General features: G+C 67.8%; 18 protein-coding genes and 4 pseudogenes. 7 read left to right on the forward strand and 15 right to left on the reverse strand.

The window, feature by feature from the left end; all coding sequences use genetic code 11:
* Nucleotides 1-107 precede the first annotated feature (107 nt).
* From ACLBX8_RS30520 to ACLBX8_RS30530, 3 genes and pseudogenes are all read right to left on the reverse strand, one after another.
* Nucleotides 108-461 carry a hypothetical protein gene (locus ACLBX8_RS30520; RefSeq protein ID WP_447716311.1) on the reverse strand — a complete coding sequence of 118 codons (354 nt, stop codon included), beginning with the start codon at nucleotides 459-461 and terminating at the stop codon, nucleotides 108-110.
* Between the two features lie 250 nt (nucleotides 462-711).
* Nucleotides 712-882: pseudogene (locus tag ACLBX8_RS30525) on the reverse strand (ISL3-like element ISAzs13 family transposase); the annotation flags it as partial.
* Nucleotides 883-906: 24 nt separating this feature from the next.
* A pseudogene (locus ACLBX8_RS30530) lies at nucleotides 907-1,230 on the reverse strand (ISL3-like element ISAzs13 family transposase); the annotation flags it as partial.
* Nucleotides 1,231-1,368: 138 nt separating this feature from the next.
* On the opposite strand from ACLBX8_RS30530, the gene ACLBX8_RS30535 reads away from it, so the two are divergent.
* The 3 genes from ACLBX8_RS30535 (at nucleotide 1,369) to ACLBX8_RS30545 (ending at nucleotide 2,520) form a co-directional block, all read left to right on the forward strand.
* Complete coding sequence (locus ACLBX8_RS30535; RefSeq protein ID WP_447716298.1) at nucleotides 1,369-1,773, forward strand: transposase; 405 nt, start codon at nucleotides 1,369-1,371, stop codon at nucleotides 1,771-1,773.
* Nucleotides 1,774-1,889: 116 nt separating this feature from the next.
* Nucleotides 1,890-2,198 carry an IS3 family transposase gene (locus ACLBX8_RS30540; protein ID WP_447716299.1) on the forward strand — a complete coding sequence of 103 codons (309 nt, stop codon included), beginning with the start codon at nucleotides 1,890-1,892 and terminating at the stop codon, nucleotides 2,196-2,198.
* Nucleotides 2,199-2,202: 4 nt separating this feature from the next.
* Entirely contained in the window at nucleotides 2,203-2,520 is a 318-nt protein-coding gene (locus tag ACLBX8_RS30545; RefSeq protein WP_447716312.1) for a hypothetical protein, read from the forward strand.
* 255 nt (nucleotides 2,521-2,775) lie between these two features.
* On the opposite strand, the gene ACLBX8_RS30550 is transcribed toward ACLBX8_RS30545, so the two are convergent.
* From ACLBX8_RS30550 to ACLBX8_RS30600, 11 genes and pseudogenes are all read right to left on the reverse strand, one after another.
* Nucleotides 2,776-3,579, reverse strand: coding sequence for a hypothetical protein (locus tag ACLBX8_RS30550; protein ID WP_447716300.1), 804 nt, complete (start codon nucleotides 3,577-3,579; stop codon nucleotides 2,776-2,778).
* A 482-nt stretch (nucleotides 3,580-4,061) separates the two neighbouring features.
* Nucleotides 4,062-4,934: pseudogene (locus ACLBX8_RS30555) on the reverse strand (IS3 family transposase); the annotation flags it as partial.
* An 18-nt stretch (nucleotides 4,935-4,952) separates the two neighbouring features.
* A protein-coding gene (locus tag ACLBX8_RS30560) for an IS3 family transposase (protein ID WP_447716301.1) occupies nucleotides 4,953-6,121 on the reverse strand; the annotation gives its coding sequence in 2 pieces (ribosomal slippage) (nucleotides 4,953-5,854 and nucleotides 5,854-6,121; 1,170 coding nt in all).
* A gap of 201 nt (nucleotides 6,122-6,322) precedes the next feature.
* On the reverse strand, nucleotides 6,323-7,981 hold the full coding sequence (locus ACLBX8_RS30565; RefSeq protein WP_447716302.1) for a GDSL-type esterase/lipase family protein: 1,659 nt from the start codon (nucleotides 7,979-7,981) through the stop codon (nucleotides 6,323-6,325).
* Between the two features lie 22 nt (nucleotides 7,982-8,003).
* Nucleotides 8,004-9,248: a hypothetical protein gene (locus ACLBX8_RS30570; RefSeq protein WP_447716303.1), complete on the reverse strand. Its 1,245-nt coding sequence runs from the start codon at nucleotides 9,246-9,248 to the stop codon at nucleotides 8,004-8,006.
* A 78-nt stretch (nucleotides 9,249-9,326) separates the two neighbouring features.
* Complete coding sequence (locus ACLBX8_RS30575) at nucleotides 9,327-10,670, reverse strand: coagulation factor 5 8 type domain-containing protein (protein WP_447716304.1); 1,344 nt, start codon at nucleotides 10,668-10,670, stop codon at nucleotides 9,327-9,329.
* Nucleotides 10,671-10,803: 133 nt separating this feature from the next.
* A complete protein-coding gene (argC, locus tag ACLBX8_RS30580) occupies nucleotides 10,804-11,754 on the reverse strand; it encodes an N-acetyl-gamma-glutamyl-phosphate reductase (RefSeq protein ID WP_447716305.1) in 951 nt (316 codons plus the stop codon).
* 170 nt (nucleotides 11,755-11,924) lie between these two features.
* Complete coding sequence (rpsI, locus tag ACLBX8_RS30585) at nucleotides 11,925-12,410, reverse strand: 30S ribosomal protein S9 (protein WP_012318176.1); 486 nt, start codon at nucleotides 12,408-12,410, stop codon at nucleotides 11,925-11,927.
* Nucleotides 12,411-12,412: 2 nt separating this feature from the next.
* Entirely contained in the window at nucleotides 12,413-12,874 is a 462-nt protein-coding gene (gene rplM, locus ACLBX8_RS30590; RefSeq protein WP_012318175.1) for a 50S ribosomal protein L13, read from the reverse strand.
* Nucleotides 12,875-13,084: 210 nt separating this feature from the next.
* Nucleotides 13,085-13,702: a CoA-binding protein gene (locus ACLBX8_RS30595; protein ID WP_447716306.1), complete on the reverse strand. Its 618-nt coding sequence runs from the start codon at nucleotides 13,700-13,702 to the stop codon at nucleotides 13,085-13,087.
* 115 nt (nucleotides 13,703-13,817) lie between these two features.
* A complete protein-coding gene (locus ACLBX8_RS30600) occupies nucleotides 13,818-15,089 on the reverse strand; it encodes a nucleotide sugar dehydrogenase (protein WP_447716307.1) in 1,272 nt (423 codons plus the stop codon).
* A gap of 219 nt (nucleotides 15,090-15,308) precedes the next feature.
* On the opposite strand from ACLBX8_RS30600, the gene ACLBX8_RS30605 reads away from it, so the two are divergent.
* The 3 genes from ACLBX8_RS30605 to ACLBX8_RS30615 all read left to right on the forward strand — a co-directional run bounded on the left by ACLBX8_RS30605 (nucleotide 15,309) and on the right by ACLBX8_RS30615 (nucleotide 16,260).
* A complete protein-coding gene (locus tag ACLBX8_RS30605; RefSeq protein ID WP_447716308.1) occupies nucleotides 15,309-15,575 on the forward strand; it encodes a hypothetical protein in 267 nt (88 codons plus the stop codon).
* 69 nt (nucleotides 15,576-15,644) lie between these two features.
* Nucleotides 15,645-15,779, forward strand: coding sequence for a hypothetical protein (locus tag ACLBX8_RS30610; protein ID WP_020096204.1), 135 nt, complete (start codon nucleotides 15,645-15,647; stop codon nucleotides 15,777-15,779).
* Between the two features lie 127 nt (nucleotides 15,780-15,906).
* The gene (locus ACLBX8_RS30615) at nucleotides 15,907-16,260 is read left to right on the forward strand and encodes a hypothetical protein (RefSeq protein WP_447716309.1); all 354 of its coding nucleotides are present in this window, start codon (nucleotides 15,907-15,909) and stop codon (nucleotides 16,258-16,260) included.
* A gap of 258 nt (nucleotides 16,261-16,518) precedes the next feature.
* Here the strand turns inward: ACLBX8_RS30615 and ACLBX8_RS30620 are convergent, their stop codons facing one another.
* Nucleotides 16,519-16,884, reverse strand: a complete 366-nt coding sequence (locus ACLBX8_RS30620) for a c-type cytochrome (protein WP_447716310.1) — start codon at nucleotides 16,882-16,884, stop codon at nucleotides 16,519-16,521.
* A 458-nt stretch (nucleotides 16,885-17,342) separates the two neighbouring features.
* On the opposite strand from ACLBX8_RS30620, the pseudogene ACLBX8_RS30625 reads away from it, so the two are divergent.
* Nucleotides 17,343-17,778 (forward strand): annotated as a pseudogene (locus ACLBX8_RS30625) (IS5 family transposase); the annotation flags it as partial.

The following is a 17,778-nucleotide window of genomic DNA, read 5'->3' on the forward strand; positions in this document are numbered from 1 at the left end:
CGGCTGAGGGCGAGGCCGCCATCCGCACCGTCGTCGACACCGCCCGAATCGCAGGCAGCAGCCCCTTCAGCACCGTCCTTAAAACCATCGGTGCCTGAACCCTGCCATCACAGGCCTGGGTAATTACGCCTGCAGAAGCCACGCCGTCCGGTTGATCGAAGGGGACGCCATTGCAGCGCGCTCGTCGAGCCGGGCGTGGCGTCCGTCACGTCCATGCTCGCGCGACGCCGCTTCATCGCCCAATCTCGCACCACCCGCGGACGGATGTCAGCCCCCGCGCGGATCAGCCCGCGGGCGAGCTCGGCGGCGTTGCGGCAGCCGGCCTGCCAGCGCGCCTCAAGATGATTGCGGTAGGGGTCGAGGCTCGTCGGCACAATGCGGTATCGCCGCCAGGAGGGCGGCGCGTCCTGGCGCAGCCAGACCCGCACCGTCTTGCGATCGAGATCCAGAGCCCGAGCCATGCCGGCGACCGAGGCGCCGCCCTTGGGCAGCCGCTTGAGCTCGGAGTAACCAAGCCCGACGCAGCGCGTGCGTCGCCCGCTTCCGAACCTCGATCGCCGTCGGCGGCCGCGCGGCTTCCATCGCACCCTGCGCTGCCTCAACCTCCTGATCGATGCGCGCACAACCGACGGCGCGGATCACGCCATGATGATGGGCGACGCTCGCGCGCAAGGCGACGCTGAGGATACGCAGCAGATGGAAACGATCGAGGACATGCTGGGCCTGCGGCGCGCCCGCGCGGGCGCCCTCGGCGAAGACCTCGGCGCGGTCGCGAGCGATGACATCGATACCCGGATGAGCGCGCAGCCACGCGGCGACGCTCCCGGCGTCACGGTCGGGCAGGAGATCGAGGACGGTGTGATGTTCGAGGTCGACGACCATGCTGCCGTAGCTGCGCCCGCGCCGCTAGGCCCACTTGTCGATGCCGACGACGCGCGGCTCGGGCTGTGTCGGCAGAGGCGCCGCATGCACGAGGCGCATGAGGGTATCGCCACTCACCGGCATCGAGAGACGATGCGCCATACCGGCGGCGGGTGCACCACCGAGGGCGAGACCGAGATGACGCTGGAGCACGCGCAGCCGCTCGGATCGGCGGGCATGACCGACGGCGACGTCACCGACGCTCTCGCTGGAGGTCCGCCGCGGGCAGGCTGGGTTCGCACAGCGGAAGCGTCGCAGCCGGAGGCGCAGGCGGACGGACCGGCCCTGCCAGGGCAAATCGGCGAGGGTGCGCTCGCAGTGACCGTGCTTGCGGCCCGGGAACGATCGACAGGTGGGACAGCACGTCGGACCCGGACGGTGAAGTAGCCCCCAAAATGACCGGACAGGGGCTCACGCTTATGGAAGTGTGTGCCTATGACCGACCGTATGTTGAGTTCTAACGACCCGCCCTGCGCCGAACGCATCGAGGTGATCACCTCCGTCCAGCGGCGTCGGCATTGGACCACGCAGGAGAAGGTGCGCCTCGTCGAGGAGACCTATCTGCCCGGTCAGTTCGTCTCGCTCGTCGCCCGCCGCCACGGGCTGAACGCCAACCAGCTGTTCACGTGGCGTCGGCTGATGAAGCGCGGCGCGTTCACGGCCGCCGGTGCCGGTGGGGAGGTGGTGCCAGCCTCCGAGCTGCGGGCTGCCCAGCAGCAGATCCGTGAGCTGCAGCGGCTCCTGGGCAAGAAGACGCTTGAGACCGAGATCCTGCGCGAGGCGATGGAGCGGGTCGCCGCCCCCAAAAAGTTGCCCTCGCGCGTGACCTCGTGGCCGGGGAACGGCCGGTGAGCGCTGTGGCCGCAGCTTTGAGCGTGTCGCGCCCGCACCTCGCCTCGTCCAGGCAGGCCTCCCCCGCCTGGAAGCCCAGGGGCCGACGCGGCCGTCCGCCTGCACCCGACGCCGCGTTGCTCGGCGCGATCCAGGCGCTCATCGCCGATCTGCCGACCTACGGCTATCGGCGCGTCCATGCCCTTCTGCGCCGGCAGGCCGAGCGGGATGGTCGGCTTGCGCCGAACGCCAAGCGGGTCTACCGGGTCATGAAGGTGCACGGTCTCCTGCTGCAGCGACATGTGGGCGGAGCCGAGACGCGCCGTCACGAGGGCAAGGTGGCGGTGGCCACGCGCAACACGCGCTGGGCGGGTCCCCGCCCGGTCTCCGACCGGGTGGGATGCCCTCTGCTCGGACGGGCTGGAGATCGCGGCAGAGAACGGTGAGCGTGTGCGGGTCGCCTTCGCGCTCGATTGCTGCGATCGGGAAGCGATGAGCTACGTGGCGACCACGGCGGGCATCACGGGCGAGGACGTCCGCGATCTGATGGTGGCGGCCGTCGAGCATCGCTTCGGGTACGACGCGCACGACGAGCGGGTCGGTCGCCGGCTCGATGCCGACGACGGTCAGGCCATCGGGCATGAAAGGCAGGATACGGCGGGGCATGGCGTCCTCCGGAGAGCCGATCTCCGGAGATGGGACACGTCACGCTGGCCGGCACACTTCGCCACACGAAGTGTGGAAGAACCAGACTTCGGCGCCTGCTGACAAGCGACGATGGGCGACCCGGGATGAAGCGCGGCGCGATCTGTTCGCTTACATCGAGAGCTACTACAATCGGTAACGCATCCACTTGGCACTCAGGTATCTCACGCCCGAGCAAGCCGAGAAGATCGCGAAATGATCTCTCTGTGTCCGCGATGCCAACGGAGGATCAGTCCGCCGCTCTCCGACTATCGCCTTCACTGCGTTAGCGCGCACGCGATATAAATGCGCCTACTGCAGGAGCGAATTCAGTCTGCCTTAAAGCTCCGCACTTACGTCGATGGATCCTCCTTGATCTGCGACATACATAACCGCAGGGCGTCCAGCAGTAAGTTCGGCACTTAAACTGAGATCAACCTCAATAATTTCTGTAGTACTGTAATTTGAGGCGATTGAAGCAACAACAGAAACTTTGCTTCCGTCAAAAACATATAGCTCGCCAATCAGATTCAAAGCAGGTTTGGTACGCATTGGAGGCGCTAGTATCATGCCGCAACGGGCGGCAAGTTTCGAAGTGTGTAGAACGCCTCGAAGAGCTGGATCATTTAATCGACGAAAATAACGGTGACAACGATCAATTTCATCGTCACGTCGCTCAAACACTGTAGATTTTGTGCCGGGCTCGATTTGCGCGAGGGAGACTGAAACCGGAGATGAGCCGGCCGGAATACTGAACTCGACCACAACATCTCTACCTGGCGGCATCCTATCTAACACTACCGGGCAGCTTTCAAATACAGCGCTTTTCCCTCCAAGAGGCATGGCTCGCCCAACCGCGTTGCCATGCCACGAGAGACAATAGGAGCCGCCCTCTGGTAAATATCTTTCCCCCTCAATAATTTGTACAATTGAACCGGATCCGATGTGAATAGTCGTATCGCCATTGGAATTCTTGACGCATGCAGCTGTGCATCCGCCGATTCCTGCCCGCCAACGATCGCGAATGAAATCTGATGGTTTGTAGGCAAAAGGCGCGTCCGTGGCACAGCGCTGATTAACGGAGAAGTTTCCGTTGATGAGGCGATTACGAAAAGCGACCGCCGCAACTTCGTTGAGGCCCAAGCTGTATAGTAACTTTGCAGTGGAATCATCAGGCCGCATTGCTATGACCGTATAGAGGATGGATGTGCGTTTGGCGGTGTCGAACGACCAACCGCACGATGGCCGCCATTCCAACATGCGATTTTAAAGGGAAACAAGCGTTTAGCCGTGAGCTAGTCAAGTGGGGTCAGTGCTGCCCAGACTCAGGCCGTCGTGATTTGAACTGCCCATTCCCGCCACTTTCCAATCGAATGTCCCAGCAATCGCTAGCCTTAGTCGGTCTCGAAGCTAGTGGTTTGAGTTAAAAGAGGTTTGACAGTTTAGGGTCTGTCGTCGCCTGAACCATTTGGCGGAGCATGCGTTTTGTCCGTCCTATCCGAGGAGGGACGATGCTGAGCGATGCACAATGGGCCGTTTTGAAGCCGCTGCTTGAGGCTTGTCGACCGAAGGCCAAGACGCCGCCCTGAACCGCGCCGAGTTTCCCGGAGGCCGTTTGGTTTGGGTCAGGCGGCCAAGGCTTGGACCTCAGCCTGCGCATAATAGCGGGCTTCCGCTTCGGCGGGAGGCATGTTGCCGATCGGTTCGAGCAGCCGACGGTGATTGAACCAATCTACCCATTCGAGGGTGGCATACTCGACGGCCTCGAACGAGCGCCACGGCCCGCGCCGATGGATCACCTCGGCCTTGAACAGGCCGATGATCGTCTCGGCGAGAGCATTATCGTACGAGTCGCCGACGCTGCCGACGGACGGTTCGATGCCGGCCTCGGTGAGGCGCTCGGTGTAGCGAATGCTCACGTATTGCGATCCACGGTCGGAATGGCAGACGAGGCCGCCGCCAGCAGAGGGGCGGCGCTCGTGCAGCGCCTGCTCCAGGGCATCGAGCACGAAGTCTGCCCGGGCCGAGCGCGACACGCGCCAGCCCACAATTCGGCGAGCGAAGACGTCGATCACGAAGGCCGCGTAGACGAAGCCGCTCCAGGTCGCGACGTAGGTGAAATCCGCCACCCATAGCCGGTTCGGGCCCTCGGCCCTGAACTGTCGGTTGACCCGGTCGAGGGGGCAGACCGCCGCCGGATCGGGAACGGTGGTGCAGGCCCTGCGCCCGCGGAGGACACCGGCCAGGCCCATCGCCCGCATCAGCCGGGCCACCGTGCAGCGCGCCACCACGATTCCCTCCCGGGCGAGCTGACGCCAGACCTTCCGGACCCCGTAGACGCCGAAATTGGCCGCGTGCACGCGCCGGATCTCGGCCATCAGCGCCGCGTCGCGCTTGGCCCGGGCCGGCAGACTGCTGGGATCAGCTCGCCGCGCGGCATGGGCGTGGTACGTCGACGGGGCGATCGGCAGCACCCTGCAGATCGGCTCGACCCCGTAGGTTGGACTTGCTTCAGTTCAGTGGAGAGCGGTTTGGTGGGCGATACCCTTCTCGAACTGGGTGGGGCTTTTGAAGCCCAGCGCCGAGTGACGGCGGCAGGGATTGTAGAAGCCATCGATGTAACGGGCCAGCGCGATGGTGGCCTCGGCTCGCGTCTGGAACGCGGTGCGCCAGACCAACTCGCTCTTCAGTGTCTTGAAGAACGTCTCGACCATCGCGTTATCATAACAATTTCCCTTGCCAGACATCGAGATTACGATGCCATGCCCTCGTAGTTCTGCCTGATACTCATTCGAACAATACTGACTGCCGCGGTCGGAATGGTGCAATAAACCTGGTCCGGGCCGTCGGACGACAAGGGCACGTCGCAGCGCGGTCAGCGCGAGTTCCTTGTGAAGCCGGTCGCCCGCCGCCCAGCCCACGACCCGTCGGGAGTACAGATCGAGGACCACCGCCAGGTACAACCAGCCCTCCCGCGTCCAGATGTAGGAGATGTCGCTTCCCCACTGGCGATCCGGCCCGGCCGCCGTGAAGTCCTGGTCGAGGTGGTTGGGCGCGACTGGAAAGGCGTGGCCGCTGTCCGTCGTGCGCCGGAAGCGGCGCGGCTGGCGGGCTTTGAGCCCGTTCTCCCGCATCAGCCGGGCCACGCGCCGCCGGCCTGCCGCCAGGCCCTGCTCGCGCAGCTCGTGGGTCATGCGCGGGCTGCCATACGTCTCGTGCGAGAGCGTGAAGGCGGATCGGACGTGGGCAAGCAGCACGAGATCCTCGCGCTGCCGCGTCGAGGCCGGGCGGTTTTTCCAGGCGAAATAGCCGCTCGGACTGACGTCGAGGACCTTGCACAGGCGCGCGACCGGGAAGTCCTTCTTCGCCGCGTCGATGAGGCGGAACCTCATCGACTTCCCTCCTTGGCGAAAAAAGCCGTGGCCCGCTTCAGGATCTCCCGCTCCTGGCGCAGCACCTCGTTCTCGTGGCGCAGACGCTTGAGCTCGGCGGCCATGTCCTCCTGCCGGTCGGTCGGTGGGTTGTCCATCTCCCGCTCACGTCGACCGTCAATCCAGTTGCGCAGCGTCGAGAGCCCGACGCCGAGATCGGCGGCGACCTCGCGGCGGGACCGCCCACTCGTCTGCGCCAATCGCACCGCCTCAGCACGAAACTCAGGGGTAAAGGTCTGCTTCCGGTCTGCCATCGGAACCCTCCTCCTTCAGGAAAAGAGCTCTCCACTTTCTCGAGGCAAGTCCAGGTCACACGCCTCAAGTATTTGAAGCGGGCGATATATGGCCGTTTCAAGCTGAATCTACACCGAGCCAGCTTCATTATGGGATGACGTTCCTACCATGGAAGTAAGGAAAAGCTCAAACCGCCACTCTGATTCAAAGTCATTGCGAACTCAATGCGATTTTCCAGGCAAAAGCAGCTTAATTCCGTCGAACAGCTTGCGCGCGCGGGCCCGGTTGAGGGCGCCGCGGATCTCAGCGGCCAGCCGCGAGGCGACGATCTCGCGAGCGCGATCGTCGTAGTGTACAATGTCGTAGAAGGTTTCCTCCTCTCGGTCACAAAAGATTCCGCTGAGGTCGAGTGCCGCGAAGGTGCGCCGGTATGGACGCCGCGCGGCGAGCTCAGCGGTGAAGGCCTCCAGCTTGGTATACTGACGGTCGAGATAGGCCAGGAACGTCCCCGAAGCGGCGCCGCTTTCCACACCGGTGAGGTGGCGCTTGCGCAGGATCGTCGGCTGCAGGACGCTAACGATCGGTACCCCGTGGTCGTGGGACAGCTTGGTCAGCCGGTGCGCCGCTAGCTCGTAATGGTGGATGATCGCGTCCTCCCAGCCAGGACTCTGCCAGCCCACCTCGGCCCGCAGCCTCTTCAGCTCTTCGTAGACCAGCGTGATCAGCGCCTCGTAGGACAGGCCGTCCTCGCGGGCTCGTGGATCGTGTGTGTCGAAGAAGTGGTCGTAGATCCGCTGGGTGATGAAGGCGTTGTAGGGGTGGCCCGGCCGGGGATCGTAGGTCCAGGGCTGGAACAGGTCGGTGCTGCCGCTCAGCACGACGATCGCGTCGGGGCTGTATGTCACCAAGCGCGACCAGATCAGGTGCGTCATCTGCGTGAGGCAGCTCGACATCACCCCGAAATTGTAGACCTTCGCGCTCTCCAAGCCGTCGGCCCGCAGGATCCGCTCGATGCGGCCCGGCAGGGTATTGGCGATGTCGCCGCCGTCGATCGTGGTGGAGTCGCCGACGACTAGGATTCGGGTCTCGCCCTCCGGCTTGCGCTCGACGATCGGGGCGGCGTTCAGGAAGCCGTCGGCGTCGAACGGGACGCCGTAATGGCTCGCCCCCGGCTTGCCGGCGAACTGGATGAACGGGCTCGGATAGCGCGTGTTCGAGTCGAGATAGCCGAAATGGTGCAGGAACTTGCGCCGGCGCGCCGCATCCTCGCTCTCCGGCGGGGCCCAGATCTGCTCGACGCCCGGGGCGGTCAGAGCCGCCATCATCGTGATCCTGAGCGCCGCGTAGCCGACGGCGTTGAGCCGGACGCCGTCGTCGCTGAGACCGGGCCTGAGCGCACCCGCTTCGGTGGCCAGGACGGCGTCGTAATCGATGAACTGCGCCCCGTACGCCTGCACGTGATCGCGCAGCCACGCGTTGACTTGCTCGATGAGCGGGATTGGCAAGCCGGCCGCGGCCGGCGAGGCCGGATCAACCGGCGGTATCGAGCCGACCCAGGTCCGCACGTGGAGGTCGCGCGCGTCCTGCAGCATGGCGGCGAAGTCGGCCACGATGCTGTCCAGCGACGGTACGCCCCTGCCGCTGAGGATGTCGTCGCGGCCGCCGATGAGGTGGAGGCCGCGGGCACCGTAGAGGGCGATCTCGGAGCGGAGCCGGCGGCCCATGTCCCGGATCGACTGCCGGGCAATTCCGCGCGCGACCGTCTGGGGTCCGGAGAAGAGCACCGGTGTCTCGGCGACCAGCTCCGCCGTGACCGAATCGCCGAAGAACAGGATCGGCCCGAACGGGAACAGCGGCTTGTCCTGCATCGGCGTGCTCATGCCGTCGCGATCCGGGACGGCGTCAGCGCGCCGCGAAGATCTCGATCCCGTCGAGGTGCAGGTGCTGCTCCTCGTCGAGATCGATCTTGAGGTAGCGGAACCGCGCGTTGTCGAACCGCAGGTGGAGGGGCAGGCCCGGATGGCAGTGGGCGTCCACGGCGTCGAAGACGAGGCGGTAATCGCCCTCGGTCTCGCCCAGCCAGACCCGCATCAGCTGCGCTCGCTCGCTGAGCTGCCCCCACCGGTTGTAGATCCGGATCTCCGAGACCCGCTCGACCGCGCCGAGATCGAGGACGAACCAGGGATCGCGGTCGAGCCCGGTGTGGAAGAAGAAGGACGGGTCGCCGGTGGTGCGCTCGCCGTAGGTGCCGCTGGTGCCCGACCAGGGCGAGGCGGAGCTCGCCGTCCAAGTCTTGCCCAGCGCGATGTTGTCGGAGGGGCGTATCGCCACCAGCGTGTCCATCTCCAGCTCGTCGATCAGCGTCCGGATCTGCTTGGACGGCTGGCGCAGCGGCGGGATCTCCAGCTCGAGCTTGTAGATCAGGTTCGACAGGATGCTCTGGTCGAAGCGGTGGTCGATGAAGCCCTCGAGATCCGGCAGCCCCATCTGGTTCGGGATGTCGGTGACGACCCGCGGATCGCCCGCGTAGCGCAGCCACTCGGCCACGAGCCGGCGAGTGGCGGGGCTCACCATGAAGGCGATCCAAGAGGCCTGGATCTGGTCGGCGTCCCAGTAGCGCGCCGAGTCGCAGTCCATTAGCACGAAGCAGTCGCGCTTGGTCCAGGCCCGCTGGGGCTTCCCGTGCAGCACGCCGACCGCGACCCGGCGCTCCGAGCCGTCGAGCCAGGTGAGCAGCGGCGCCACCGGCGGCAGCGGGTCGTCGCCGACCGCCTGCATGCCGGTGTCGCTGAAGACGATGAAATCGCCGTCGCGGCGCTTCTCCAGTGTCTCGGCGATGACGTAGGGCTTCCAGGCCCAATTGCCGGCCCCCCGGGACCGGTCGAGGATCTCGCGGTGCTCCCGGTAGAACGGCGTCTCGCGCAGCCGGTCGGGGGACCAGCTCTCGATCGTGTCGAAATCGCCCGTGGCGGCGGTCGAGGCCACTAGCCGGCGCTGGCTCTCAACGTAGTGGTACTTGGCGGCGAAGCTGACCAGGGTGGTGTGGCGCGGCCGGAACCGGCGCCGCAGCCGCATCAGCACCTCGGCCCGGTGCATGTCGAAGGCGTTGACCTGCAGGGCCTCGGGGGATGGGTCAGCGCTGGCCAAGTCTGTCCTCCGGCGGTGGCTCGAGGGCTTGTCACCGGTTTTGCCGGTTTCGGCAAGGCGGCCGCGGCAGGGCCGGGCTCACGCGTCGTCGAAGGCGAGGTTCTCGGCCGGATAGGCGAGCATCAGCGCGCGGCGCTCGGGCGAGTTGTCCCACTCTCCGACCTTCGTGTAGCCGCCGGCGACGTCCAGCACCTCCACGACCCGCCCGATGGTCGGGATGCTCTTGAAATGCTGCGGCCAGCCGGAGGCGAAGTAGAAGATCTGCTCGACGTGCTCGGAGAGCTGGCACACCCCCGGCCCGAACGTGCCGAGCCCGAAGACGAGGTAGCGCCCGTTCATCAGCGCCGCGACGTCGTCGATCAGGGAGCCGCTCTGGGTCGTCAGCGGCACGCCGATCTCGGCGATCCACGCTTCCAGCACCGGGATCACCGGGTTGAGCCGGTTCTCGAACACCATCTTGATCCGGGCGATGCGGCCCTCTGCCAGGAGCCGCCGGATCACCATCTGGTAGAAGGCGAGCGGCGGCTGCGGGTAGGTCGGCGCCACCCAGGTGCTGAAGATGTCCCCCGAGCGGATGTGGATCAGCAACTCGTCGTCGGGCTTAGCGGGGATCTTCGCCGGCAGCCGGTTGAACAGCGGTCGGATGCAGGTCCGCACGATGTCCCGCGTCTCGTCGGGGCCGAGGGTGCCGGCGAGCTGCTGGATCCCGAGGTCGAAGTACATCCCCAACAGGAAGGCGCCCGCCTCCGGCAGCGGCTCCGAGCCGGGGATGAAGGTGAGGCCGCCGCAGGTCAGCGGGCCTGTCAGGCCGATCACCTCGCTCCGGTCGGCGGCCGGGAGTTTGATGTATTTCAGGTTCAGGTTGCGGGCGATGCCGATCGCGAGCAGCAGCTGGATCAGGCAGTTGCCGAAGGCGCCGCACTCGTAGAGCGCGAGCCCGACCAGGGCGCGGGAGCGCGGCCGCTCGGCGCTGACGAGGCGGTAAGAGACATAGGGATTCGCGTCGGGCCGCTCGTCGGCCATGTCGAAGGGCACGTCGAGCACGCGCCGCAGGGCGATGAGGTCGAAATCCGCCCGGTCGCACAGCACCCGCACCGCAGGCGGCTCGCTTCCGAAGGGCCCGTCCGGGATGACGCGGACGTGGCGCGCCCAGGCGCCCTCCCCGGGCACCAGCACCAGGGCCTCGGCCCCGCCCCGGGCCGCGTCGAGGTCGGGCTCGCGCCAGACCTGCCCGTCGTCGGAGACGGCGAGGCGCCGCGGTGCCGCGCTGGCGGCCGCGACCTCGACGCGGCGGACCGGGCAGCGGAAGCCGAGATCGACCTGGAAGCTCGGGGGGCCCGCCGGGCGGTCGGTCTCGCCGGCCACGGGTGCCGCGCCGAGCCAGGGCCGGCCGAACGCCGCATCGATCAGGTCGCCGTTCATCGCGTCTCGCGCTGCGCAGGGAGCGGTCCGGGGCCCGCGCCCCGAGCCCCTCTCTTCGCCGGCCGAGCCCACTCTGTCGAGGCGGACGCGTATCCCGTGACCCCGTCGCAGGGCGACGGGGCGTGCCCGTCGGCTAGCCGTCGAGTCCGAGCATCAGCCCGAGATTCTGCACGGCCGCCCCGGAGGCGCCCTTGCCGAGATTGTCGAGGCGCGCCAACAGCACCGCCTGCCCGTGCTCGGACGAGCCGAACACGCGCAGCTCCAGCCGGTCGGTGTCGTTGAGATCCTCCGGCTCGATCTTCTCGCGGTGCGCACCGGTTCCGGCGCCCGGCACCACCTCCACCAGCCTCTGCCCGGCGTACCAGTCGCGCAGGGCCGCCTCGAGATCGGAGGCCGTGGGCCGGCCCGGCAGCGTCTCGAGGTGCAGCGGCACGCTCACCAGCATGCCCTGCCGGAAGTTGCCCACCGACGGCACGAAGATCGGCCGCCGGGTGAGCCCGCTGTAGCGCTGCAGCTCCGGCAGGTGCTTGTGTGCGAAGCCGAGGCCGTAGAGCTGGAATGGCGGCGCCGTGCCCTGCTCGAAGGCCTCGATCATGCTCTTGCCGCCGCCGCTGTAGCCGCTGACCGCGTTGACGCTGATCGGGTGGTCGGCCGGGATCAGGCCGCTCTCCACCAGCGGGCGCAGGAGCGCGACGCCACCGGTCGGGTAGCAGCCCGGATTGGCGACCCGCCGGGCGCGGGCCACCGCCGCGCCCTGCTCCCGGGTTAGCTCCGGGAAGCCGTAGGTCCAGCCCTCCGCGACCCGATGGGCGGTGCTGGCGTCGAGGACGCGGGGGCCGCCGCCGGGCAGGCTGTCGGCCAGCGCCACGGTCTCCTTGGCGGCCTCGTCCGGCAGGCAGAGCACGACGAGGTCGACCTCGGCGAGCAGCGCGCGCTTCGCCGCCAGATCCTTGCGGTGCTCCGGCGCGATACTGCGCAGGGCGACCCGCCCGTCGCGCTCCAGGCGCTCGCGGATGCCGAGACCGGTCGTGCCGGCCTCGCCGTCGATGAACACGGTGGGCTTCGTCGCGCTTGCGCCAGACATCGCTCGTCTCGCTCTCTAGAAAAATGCCTCGCCGCCCGAGTCGGGCACCGCGGCCGGGAATCAGGTGCGCGCGGTGCGACAGGCTGTCAACGACCGTGCAGCGGCCTGAAAACGCGAAAGGGCGGCTCCCGCAGGAACCGCCCTCTCCGTGACACCGGTGTGACCGGATATCAGCGCTTCGAGAACTGGAAGCTGCGGCGGGCCTTCTTGCGGCCGTACTTCTTGCGCTCGACCACGCGGGCGTCGCGGGTGAGGAAACCCTCACGCTTCAGCGGGGCGCGCAGCTCCGGCTCGTAGTAGGTCAGGGCCTTCGACAGGCCGTGGCGCACCGCGCCGGCCTGGCCGGAGAGGCCGCCGCCCGCCACCGTGACGGTGATGTCGTACTGGTCGACGCGGCCGGCGATCTCGAGCGGCTGGCGCAGGATCATGCGCAGCACCGGGCGGGCGAAGTAGGTCTCCACCGGGCGCTTGTTGATCGTGACCGTGCCGTTGCCGGGCTTGATCCAGACGCGGGCGACCGCGTCCTTGCGCTTGCCGGTGGCGTAGGCGCGGCCCTGCGCGTCCAGCTTCTGGACGTGGACGGGGGCCTCGTTGGCGGGGTCGACCGCGCCGGTGTTCGACCGGTTGAGGTCGGCGAGGGACTGCAGGGTCGCCATGATCAAGCGCTCACGTTCTTGCGGTTGAGGGCGCCGACGTCGAGCGCCTGCGGCTGCTGGGCCTCATGCGGGTGCTCGGTGCCCTTGTAGACGCGGAGATTGCCGAGGATCTGGCGGAAGAGCGGGCCGCGCGGCAGCATGCGCTCCACGGCCTTCTCCACCACGCGCTCGGGGAACCGGCCCTCGAGGATGAACTTGGCAGTCCGCTCCTTGATGCCGCCCGGATAGCCGGTGTGGTAGAAATAGCTCTTCTGATTGTACTTACGCCCGGTGAACTTCACCTTCTCGGCGTTGATGACGATGACGTTGTCGCCGCAATCGACGTGGGGCGTGTAGGCGGCCTTGTGCTTGCCGCGCAGGCGCATCGCCACGATCGACGCGAGGCGGCCGACGACGAGGCCCTCCGCGTCGATCACGATCCACTTCTTGTCGACCTCGGCGGGCTTCAGCGAGGTGGTCTTCATAGCCAAATCCCAGGGGTTCCGACGGACCGGACCCCGACGCGTCGGGATCCGCGGACATCGGGGTTCCGAAAAACGAGCCGCCGCGTGGAGCACACGCGGCGGCGGTGCCGGGTGCATAGACCGCCCCGGATGCCGGGTCAACAGAGAAGTGCGCGATCCCGAAAAATCTATTCAGATCAGTGGTTTGATGGTTGAGGTATCAGAATACCGCTAGCCATCGGAGCGCCGGCCACGCTCCGCGATGGTCAGCTTCTGGACGCCCTTGGCCGCCAGCACCGGTTTCCGGGCGCTGAGGATCCGGGAATTCACGCCGGTCCAACCGATCTCGCCGGAGAGCCGGCCGTACTCGATCTTGGGGCAGCGGTTCATGATCACCGTCAGGCCGCGCGCCTCGGCCCGGGCGGCGGCCGCGTCGTCGCGCACGCCGAGCTGCATCCAGATCATCTTCGGCGGCGGCGTCAGCGCCAGCGCCTCGTCGACCAGCGGCCCGGCGGCGGCGGAGTTGCGGAAGATCTCGACCATGTCGATCGGCTGGTCGCCGAGCGCGGCCTGGGCCTCGGCGAGGGAGGCGGCAACGCGGCGCCCGAGCAGGTCCTGGCCGGCGAGGCCGGGATTGACCGGCGTGACCGCGTAGCCCCGGTCGAGGAGGTACTTCAGGACGATCCAGCTCGGACGCGCCGGATTCGCCGAGGCGCCCACCAGCGCGATCGTGCGCGTGCCGTTCAGGATCGTGCGGATCTGCGCGTCGGGGTAGCGGGCGTGCCGCTCCGCGAGCGCTGCCGCGTCGCTGGTCGCGGGTGGCCGGTTCTCGTGGCCCGTCTCGTCCATGGCGTCTTCCCTCGTCGTCCGGATGATCGCTGGTCGTGTCGCGCTTCTCGCCGCGCTTCTGGCCGCGCGTCGCGCCGCTGTCCCGGCTTCGGCGCGGCCGCCGTCCAAACCGCCGTCACAGCCGCCAGACCTCGTAGCCCAGCCGCGCGAACGGCGCCTTCTCGAAGAGCGCCTTCACGTCCACGATCAGGCCGCCGGGCTTCACCCGGGCGGCGATCGCCTCTGGACCGAGCCGGGCGTAGTTGCGGTGCGGGACCGCGATCACGGCCGCGTCCGCGTCGGCGGGCAGGTCGGTCCAGTCGACGAGGGCGATCCCGTACTCGGCCCGGGCCTCCGCCGCGCCGGCGCGGGGATCGTGGACCGACACGGCGCAGCCGAATTCCTCCAGCTCCCGCACGAGGTCGGCGACCTTCGAGTTGCGCAGGTCCGCGCAGTTCTCCTTGAAGGTCAGGCCCAGGACGATGACCCGCGCCCGCCCGGTCCCACCGCGCCGGACGATCCGCTTCACCGTGCTGCGGGCGACGTGGGCCGCCATGCTGTCGTTGATCCGCCGCCCGGCCAGGATCACTTGCGGGTGGTAGCCGATCATCGCGGCCTTGTGGGTCAGGTAATAGGGGTCGACGCCGATGCAGTGGCCGCCGACCAGCCCGGGGCGGAACGGCAGGAAGTTCCACTTGGTCCCCGCCGCCGCGAGGACCTCCTGCGTATCGAGGTCGAGCTTGTCGAAGATCAGCGACAGCTCGTTCATGAGCGCGATGTTCAGGTCGCGCTGGGTGTTCTCGATGACCTTGGCGGCCTCGGCCACCCGGATGGACGAGGCGGCGTGGAGCCCGGCCTCGATGATCGACCCGTAGAGGGCCTTGAGCCGCTCCAGGGTCTCGGGGGTGTCACCGGCGACGATCTTCACCACCCGGGCGAGGCTGTGCTCCCGGTCGCCGGGGTTGATCCGTTCGGGCGAGTAGCCGACGAAGAAGTCCGTCTTCCAGCGCAGCCCCGAGGCCCGCTCCAAGACGGGGATACAGATCTCCTCGGTGGCGCCGGGATAGACGGTCGACTCGAACACCACGGTCGCGCCCGGCCGCATGTGCCGGCCGACGAGGTCCGAGGCCCGGATCAGCAGGTCGAAATCGGGGCACTGGGCCGCGTCCACCGGGGTCGGGACCGTGACGACGATCACGTCCGCCGCGCCCAGCGCGGTCGGGTCGTCGGTGATCGTGAGCTGCGCGGCGGCCCGGAACGCCTCCGCGTCGATCTCCCCGGCCGGGTCGTGCCCGGCCCGGTAAGCCGCCACCTTGTCGGCGGCGCGCTCGTAGCCGATCGTGATCCGTCCCCGGCCGAACGCCAGGGCGAGCGGGAGCCCGACATAGCCCAGGCCGACGATCGCCACGCTGTCCGGCGGGCGGTCTGCCGGGTCTTCCCCTGAGCCGTCTGCCGCCCCGTCAGCCACGCCGGATCCCTCTGCGGGCTCGGAGGGCGCCGATGACGATCCGGCCGCCGTGCGCGTATAGGGGCGGTCCGCGCCGGCGTCGACTCGCCTCGGCCCGCGCGGAGCGCTGCGCCGGACCTTGAGCGGGGTGAGCACGGGGCGAGACCATGGGGGGTGAGGATGCCCGATCTCCGCTGGACCGAGGGGCCGGTCCACTGCACCGACCTCGTCGACGGAACCGGCAAGGTCTTCGGCTACGTCGGCCCCTGCGCCGCGGGCACGCGCGGCTACGTCGTCCAGTCCGGGTCGGAATGGCCGCCGCGCCCGGCCGCCTTCGCCGATCACCCCGCGGCCGCGGCGGCCCGCGCCTGGGTCGAGGCCGCGGTGTCGGCGCGCGCCTTCCGGCCCGTCCGCATCCTCCGGGAGGACGTCGCGCCGGAGGCCTGATCGTCCGGCGCGGTTCAGGAACTCGTCAGGTTCGCTCGGCTTTGTTGTGGCGTGGAGTGGAGGCGCCCGATGGCCGAAATCTGCATCACGGAAGACCAGAACGGGCGGTGGACCGTCTACACCGCCGGACTGGTGGTGACCGATCTGACGCGCGAGGCCGCCGAGGCGTTCGCGGCGAGCTACCGCCGCGTCACGGCCGGCTGAGCGACGGGCCTTTCCGGCCCGCGGGTTGGCCTCCCGGAGCGCCGGCGCGTTCGGGCTCCGGGGCGCGCCGTGCTATGAGGTCCGCCGAGCCCCGATCGCCCAGTCGCGGGCAATGAGGTCGATCATCATGCGCCTGTTCATGCTCGCCGCCGCCCTGCTGGCGCTGCCCGCTCCCGCCTCGGCGCTGTGCCGCTGCACGTGCATCCGGGGCGAGATGAAGGCGATCTGCCAGGAGACCGACCTCACGGTCCCGATCTGCCAGGGTCTCTGCGAGACCACGATCCGGCAGGAGCGGGTCATCATCCCGCTGGCCGGCGGCCGGCAGGCCTTCGAGCCGGCCCAGTCGACGAACCCGGCGCCGGGCGGCCTCGTGTCCCCCGATCTCAGCCTGGACACCAACCCGAACGGCACCCAGCTGGGCACGCCGAGCCAGCTCTCCGGCAGTGTCGGGTCGAGCCTCTCCTCCGGCAGCGGCCGCTGAGCCACGAAAAAGCCCCGCGCGGCGGGTGCCGGCGGGGCTGAAGGTTGAGGACGCCCGGTGCGTTACGCCGAGCGACTGCGCCTAGAGTAGCATCTTCCTGCGCGATGGGAAGTTCTCGCGAAGAGAAACCAAGGCTATTTTTTGCAGATTGCTCTCGAAGCAACGAGGAATTCCCCGCTCGGCCAGGCCGGGCGGGGTCCATCGCAGCGGATACGCGGCGAGAGACCGCGCGGATCCTTGGTCCGGAACCCGTCCGACTTAAGACTGGGTCTTCAGGTACGCGATGAGGTCGTTGAGCTTCTTGTCATCCGCGATGCCCTGGAAGATCATCTTGTTGCCGGGCACCTTCGTCTTCGGGTTCTTCAGCCACTCGTGCAGGTTGGCCTCGTCCCAGGTGATGCCGGAGTTCTTCAGGGCGGCGGAGTAGTTGTAGCCCTCGTAGGTGCCCGCCTTGCGGCCGACGACGCCCTTCAGGTCGGGACCCACGCCGTTCTTCTGGAAGTTGTGGCACGCCTTGCAGGGGGCGAACGCCTTCTCGCCGGCCGCGGCGTCGCCGGCGTCCTGGGCCTGCGCGGCGAGAGGCATGACAACGGCGATAACTGCGCCGATTGCAAGCATACGCATGTATTAACCCCAATCCAGAAGATAAGCTTCGCGTTTCTGGCAGAAAAAACGCGCGATGCAAGCGAAAAAATCTGAGCCCGCGTGCAGATTATATTGTGCGCTGCCTCACATCATCTCGGAGCCCGTGCCGGCCGCGATGGCAGATCTTCGGCGGGCGGTCGCCGCCCGGTGGCGAGTCGAGGGCCGTGCACGGCTCGTCACGCCCGCGATGGGGCACAGAGTTGTCGGAGCCGGCGAACCTGAGAATTCTTCCAAGTTTGGCATGTCAGAATGTTGACGTGCGCCGAGGCGCGATAATCCATCCCGCGTCGGAAAATCTGTCGCGCTGTCGAGGCCGAGGGCGCACGAGAAAGGGCCCACCGCAACGAGCCCTGCAAAGAGGACGATGGGCGCGCTCGGTTCTAGGGCGTCTCTGCAAAGGGGTTCACAGGCTGGGTGGTCAGGCCCATGTGGGCTTGATGCGACGCTTTGAACTGACCGACGCGCAGTGGGAGCAGATCGCCCCGCTGCTGCCTCCGCAGAAGCCGCGCACGGGCCGGCCTGCGGAGGATTACCGGCAAGTCCTCAACGGCATGCTCTGGATCCTGCGCACGGGCGCACCCTGGGAGGATCTACCGGCGCGCTACGGTGCTGTGGGAACGGTGTCGAGCCGGTTCTACCGGTGGCGCAAGGCCGGCGTGTTCGACCGGGTGCTGCGGCGGCTGCAGGCGCAGGCGGACGCGCGCGGCGACCTCGACTGGGACCTACACTTCGTGGACGCCACGGTGGTGCGCGCCCACCAGCACGCCGCCGGGGCGCGCCGGTCCGGCGCCATCGGGGGGTGAGGCGACCGTCGAAGGCGTGGGCGAAGCGCTCGGGCGCAGCCAGGGCGGCTTCTCGACCAAGCTGCATCTG

Source organism: Methylobacterium sp. D48H (genome assembly GCF_053345715.1).

Excerpts from the sequence above, each read along its gene's own strand:
- ACLBX8_RS30520 (WP_447716311.1), bottom strand. The coding sequence starts at position 461 with ATGGCTCGGGCTCTGGATCTCGATCGCAAGACGGTGCGGGTCTGGCTG.
- rplM (WP_012318175.1), bottom strand. The coding sequence starts at position 12,874 with ATGAAGACCACCTCGCTGAAGCCCGCCGAGGTCGACAAGAAGTGGATC.
- ACLBX8_RS30595 (WP_447716306.1), bottom strand. The coding sequence starts at position 13,702 with ATGGACGAGACGGGCCACGAGAACCGGCCACCCGCGACCAGCGACGCG.
- ACLBX8_RS30610 (WP_020096204.1), top strand. The coding sequence starts at position 15,645 with ATGGCCGAAATCTGCATCACGGAAGACCAGAACGGGCGGTGGACCGTC.
- ACLBX8_RS30620 (WP_447716310.1), bottom strand. The coding sequence starts at position 16,884 with ATGCGTATGCTTGCAATCGGCGCAGTTATCGCCGTTGTCATGCCTCTC.
- ACLBX8_RS30565 (WP_447716302.1), bottom strand. The coding sequence starts at position 7,981 with ATGAGCACGCCGATGCAGGACAAGCCGCTGTTCCCGTTCGGGCCGATC.
- ACLBX8_RS30615 (WP_447716309.1), top strand. The coding sequence starts at position 15,907 with ATGCGCCTGTTCATGCTCGCCGCCGCCCTGCTGGCGCTGCCCGCTCCC.
- rpsI (WP_012318176.1), bottom strand. The coding sequence starts at position 12,410 with ATGGCGACCCTGCAGTCCCTCGCCGACCTCAACCGGTCGAACACCGGC.
- ACLBX8_RS30605 (WP_447716308.1), top strand. The coding sequence starts at position 15,309 with ATGCCCGATCTCCGCTGGACCGAGGGGCCGGTCCACTGCACCGACCTC.
- ACLBX8_RS30535 (WP_447716298.1), top strand. The coding sequence starts at position 1,369 with ATGTTGAGTTCTAACGACCCGCCCTGCGCCGAACGCATCGAGGTGATC.
- argC (WP_447716305.1), bottom strand. The coding sequence starts at position 11,754 with ATGTCTGGCGCAAGCGCGACGAAGCCCACCGTGTTCATCGACGGCGAG.
- ACLBX8_RS30575 (WP_447716304.1), bottom strand. The coding sequence starts at position 10,670 with ATGAACGGCGACCTGATCGATGCGGCGTTCGGCCGGCCCTGGCTCGGC.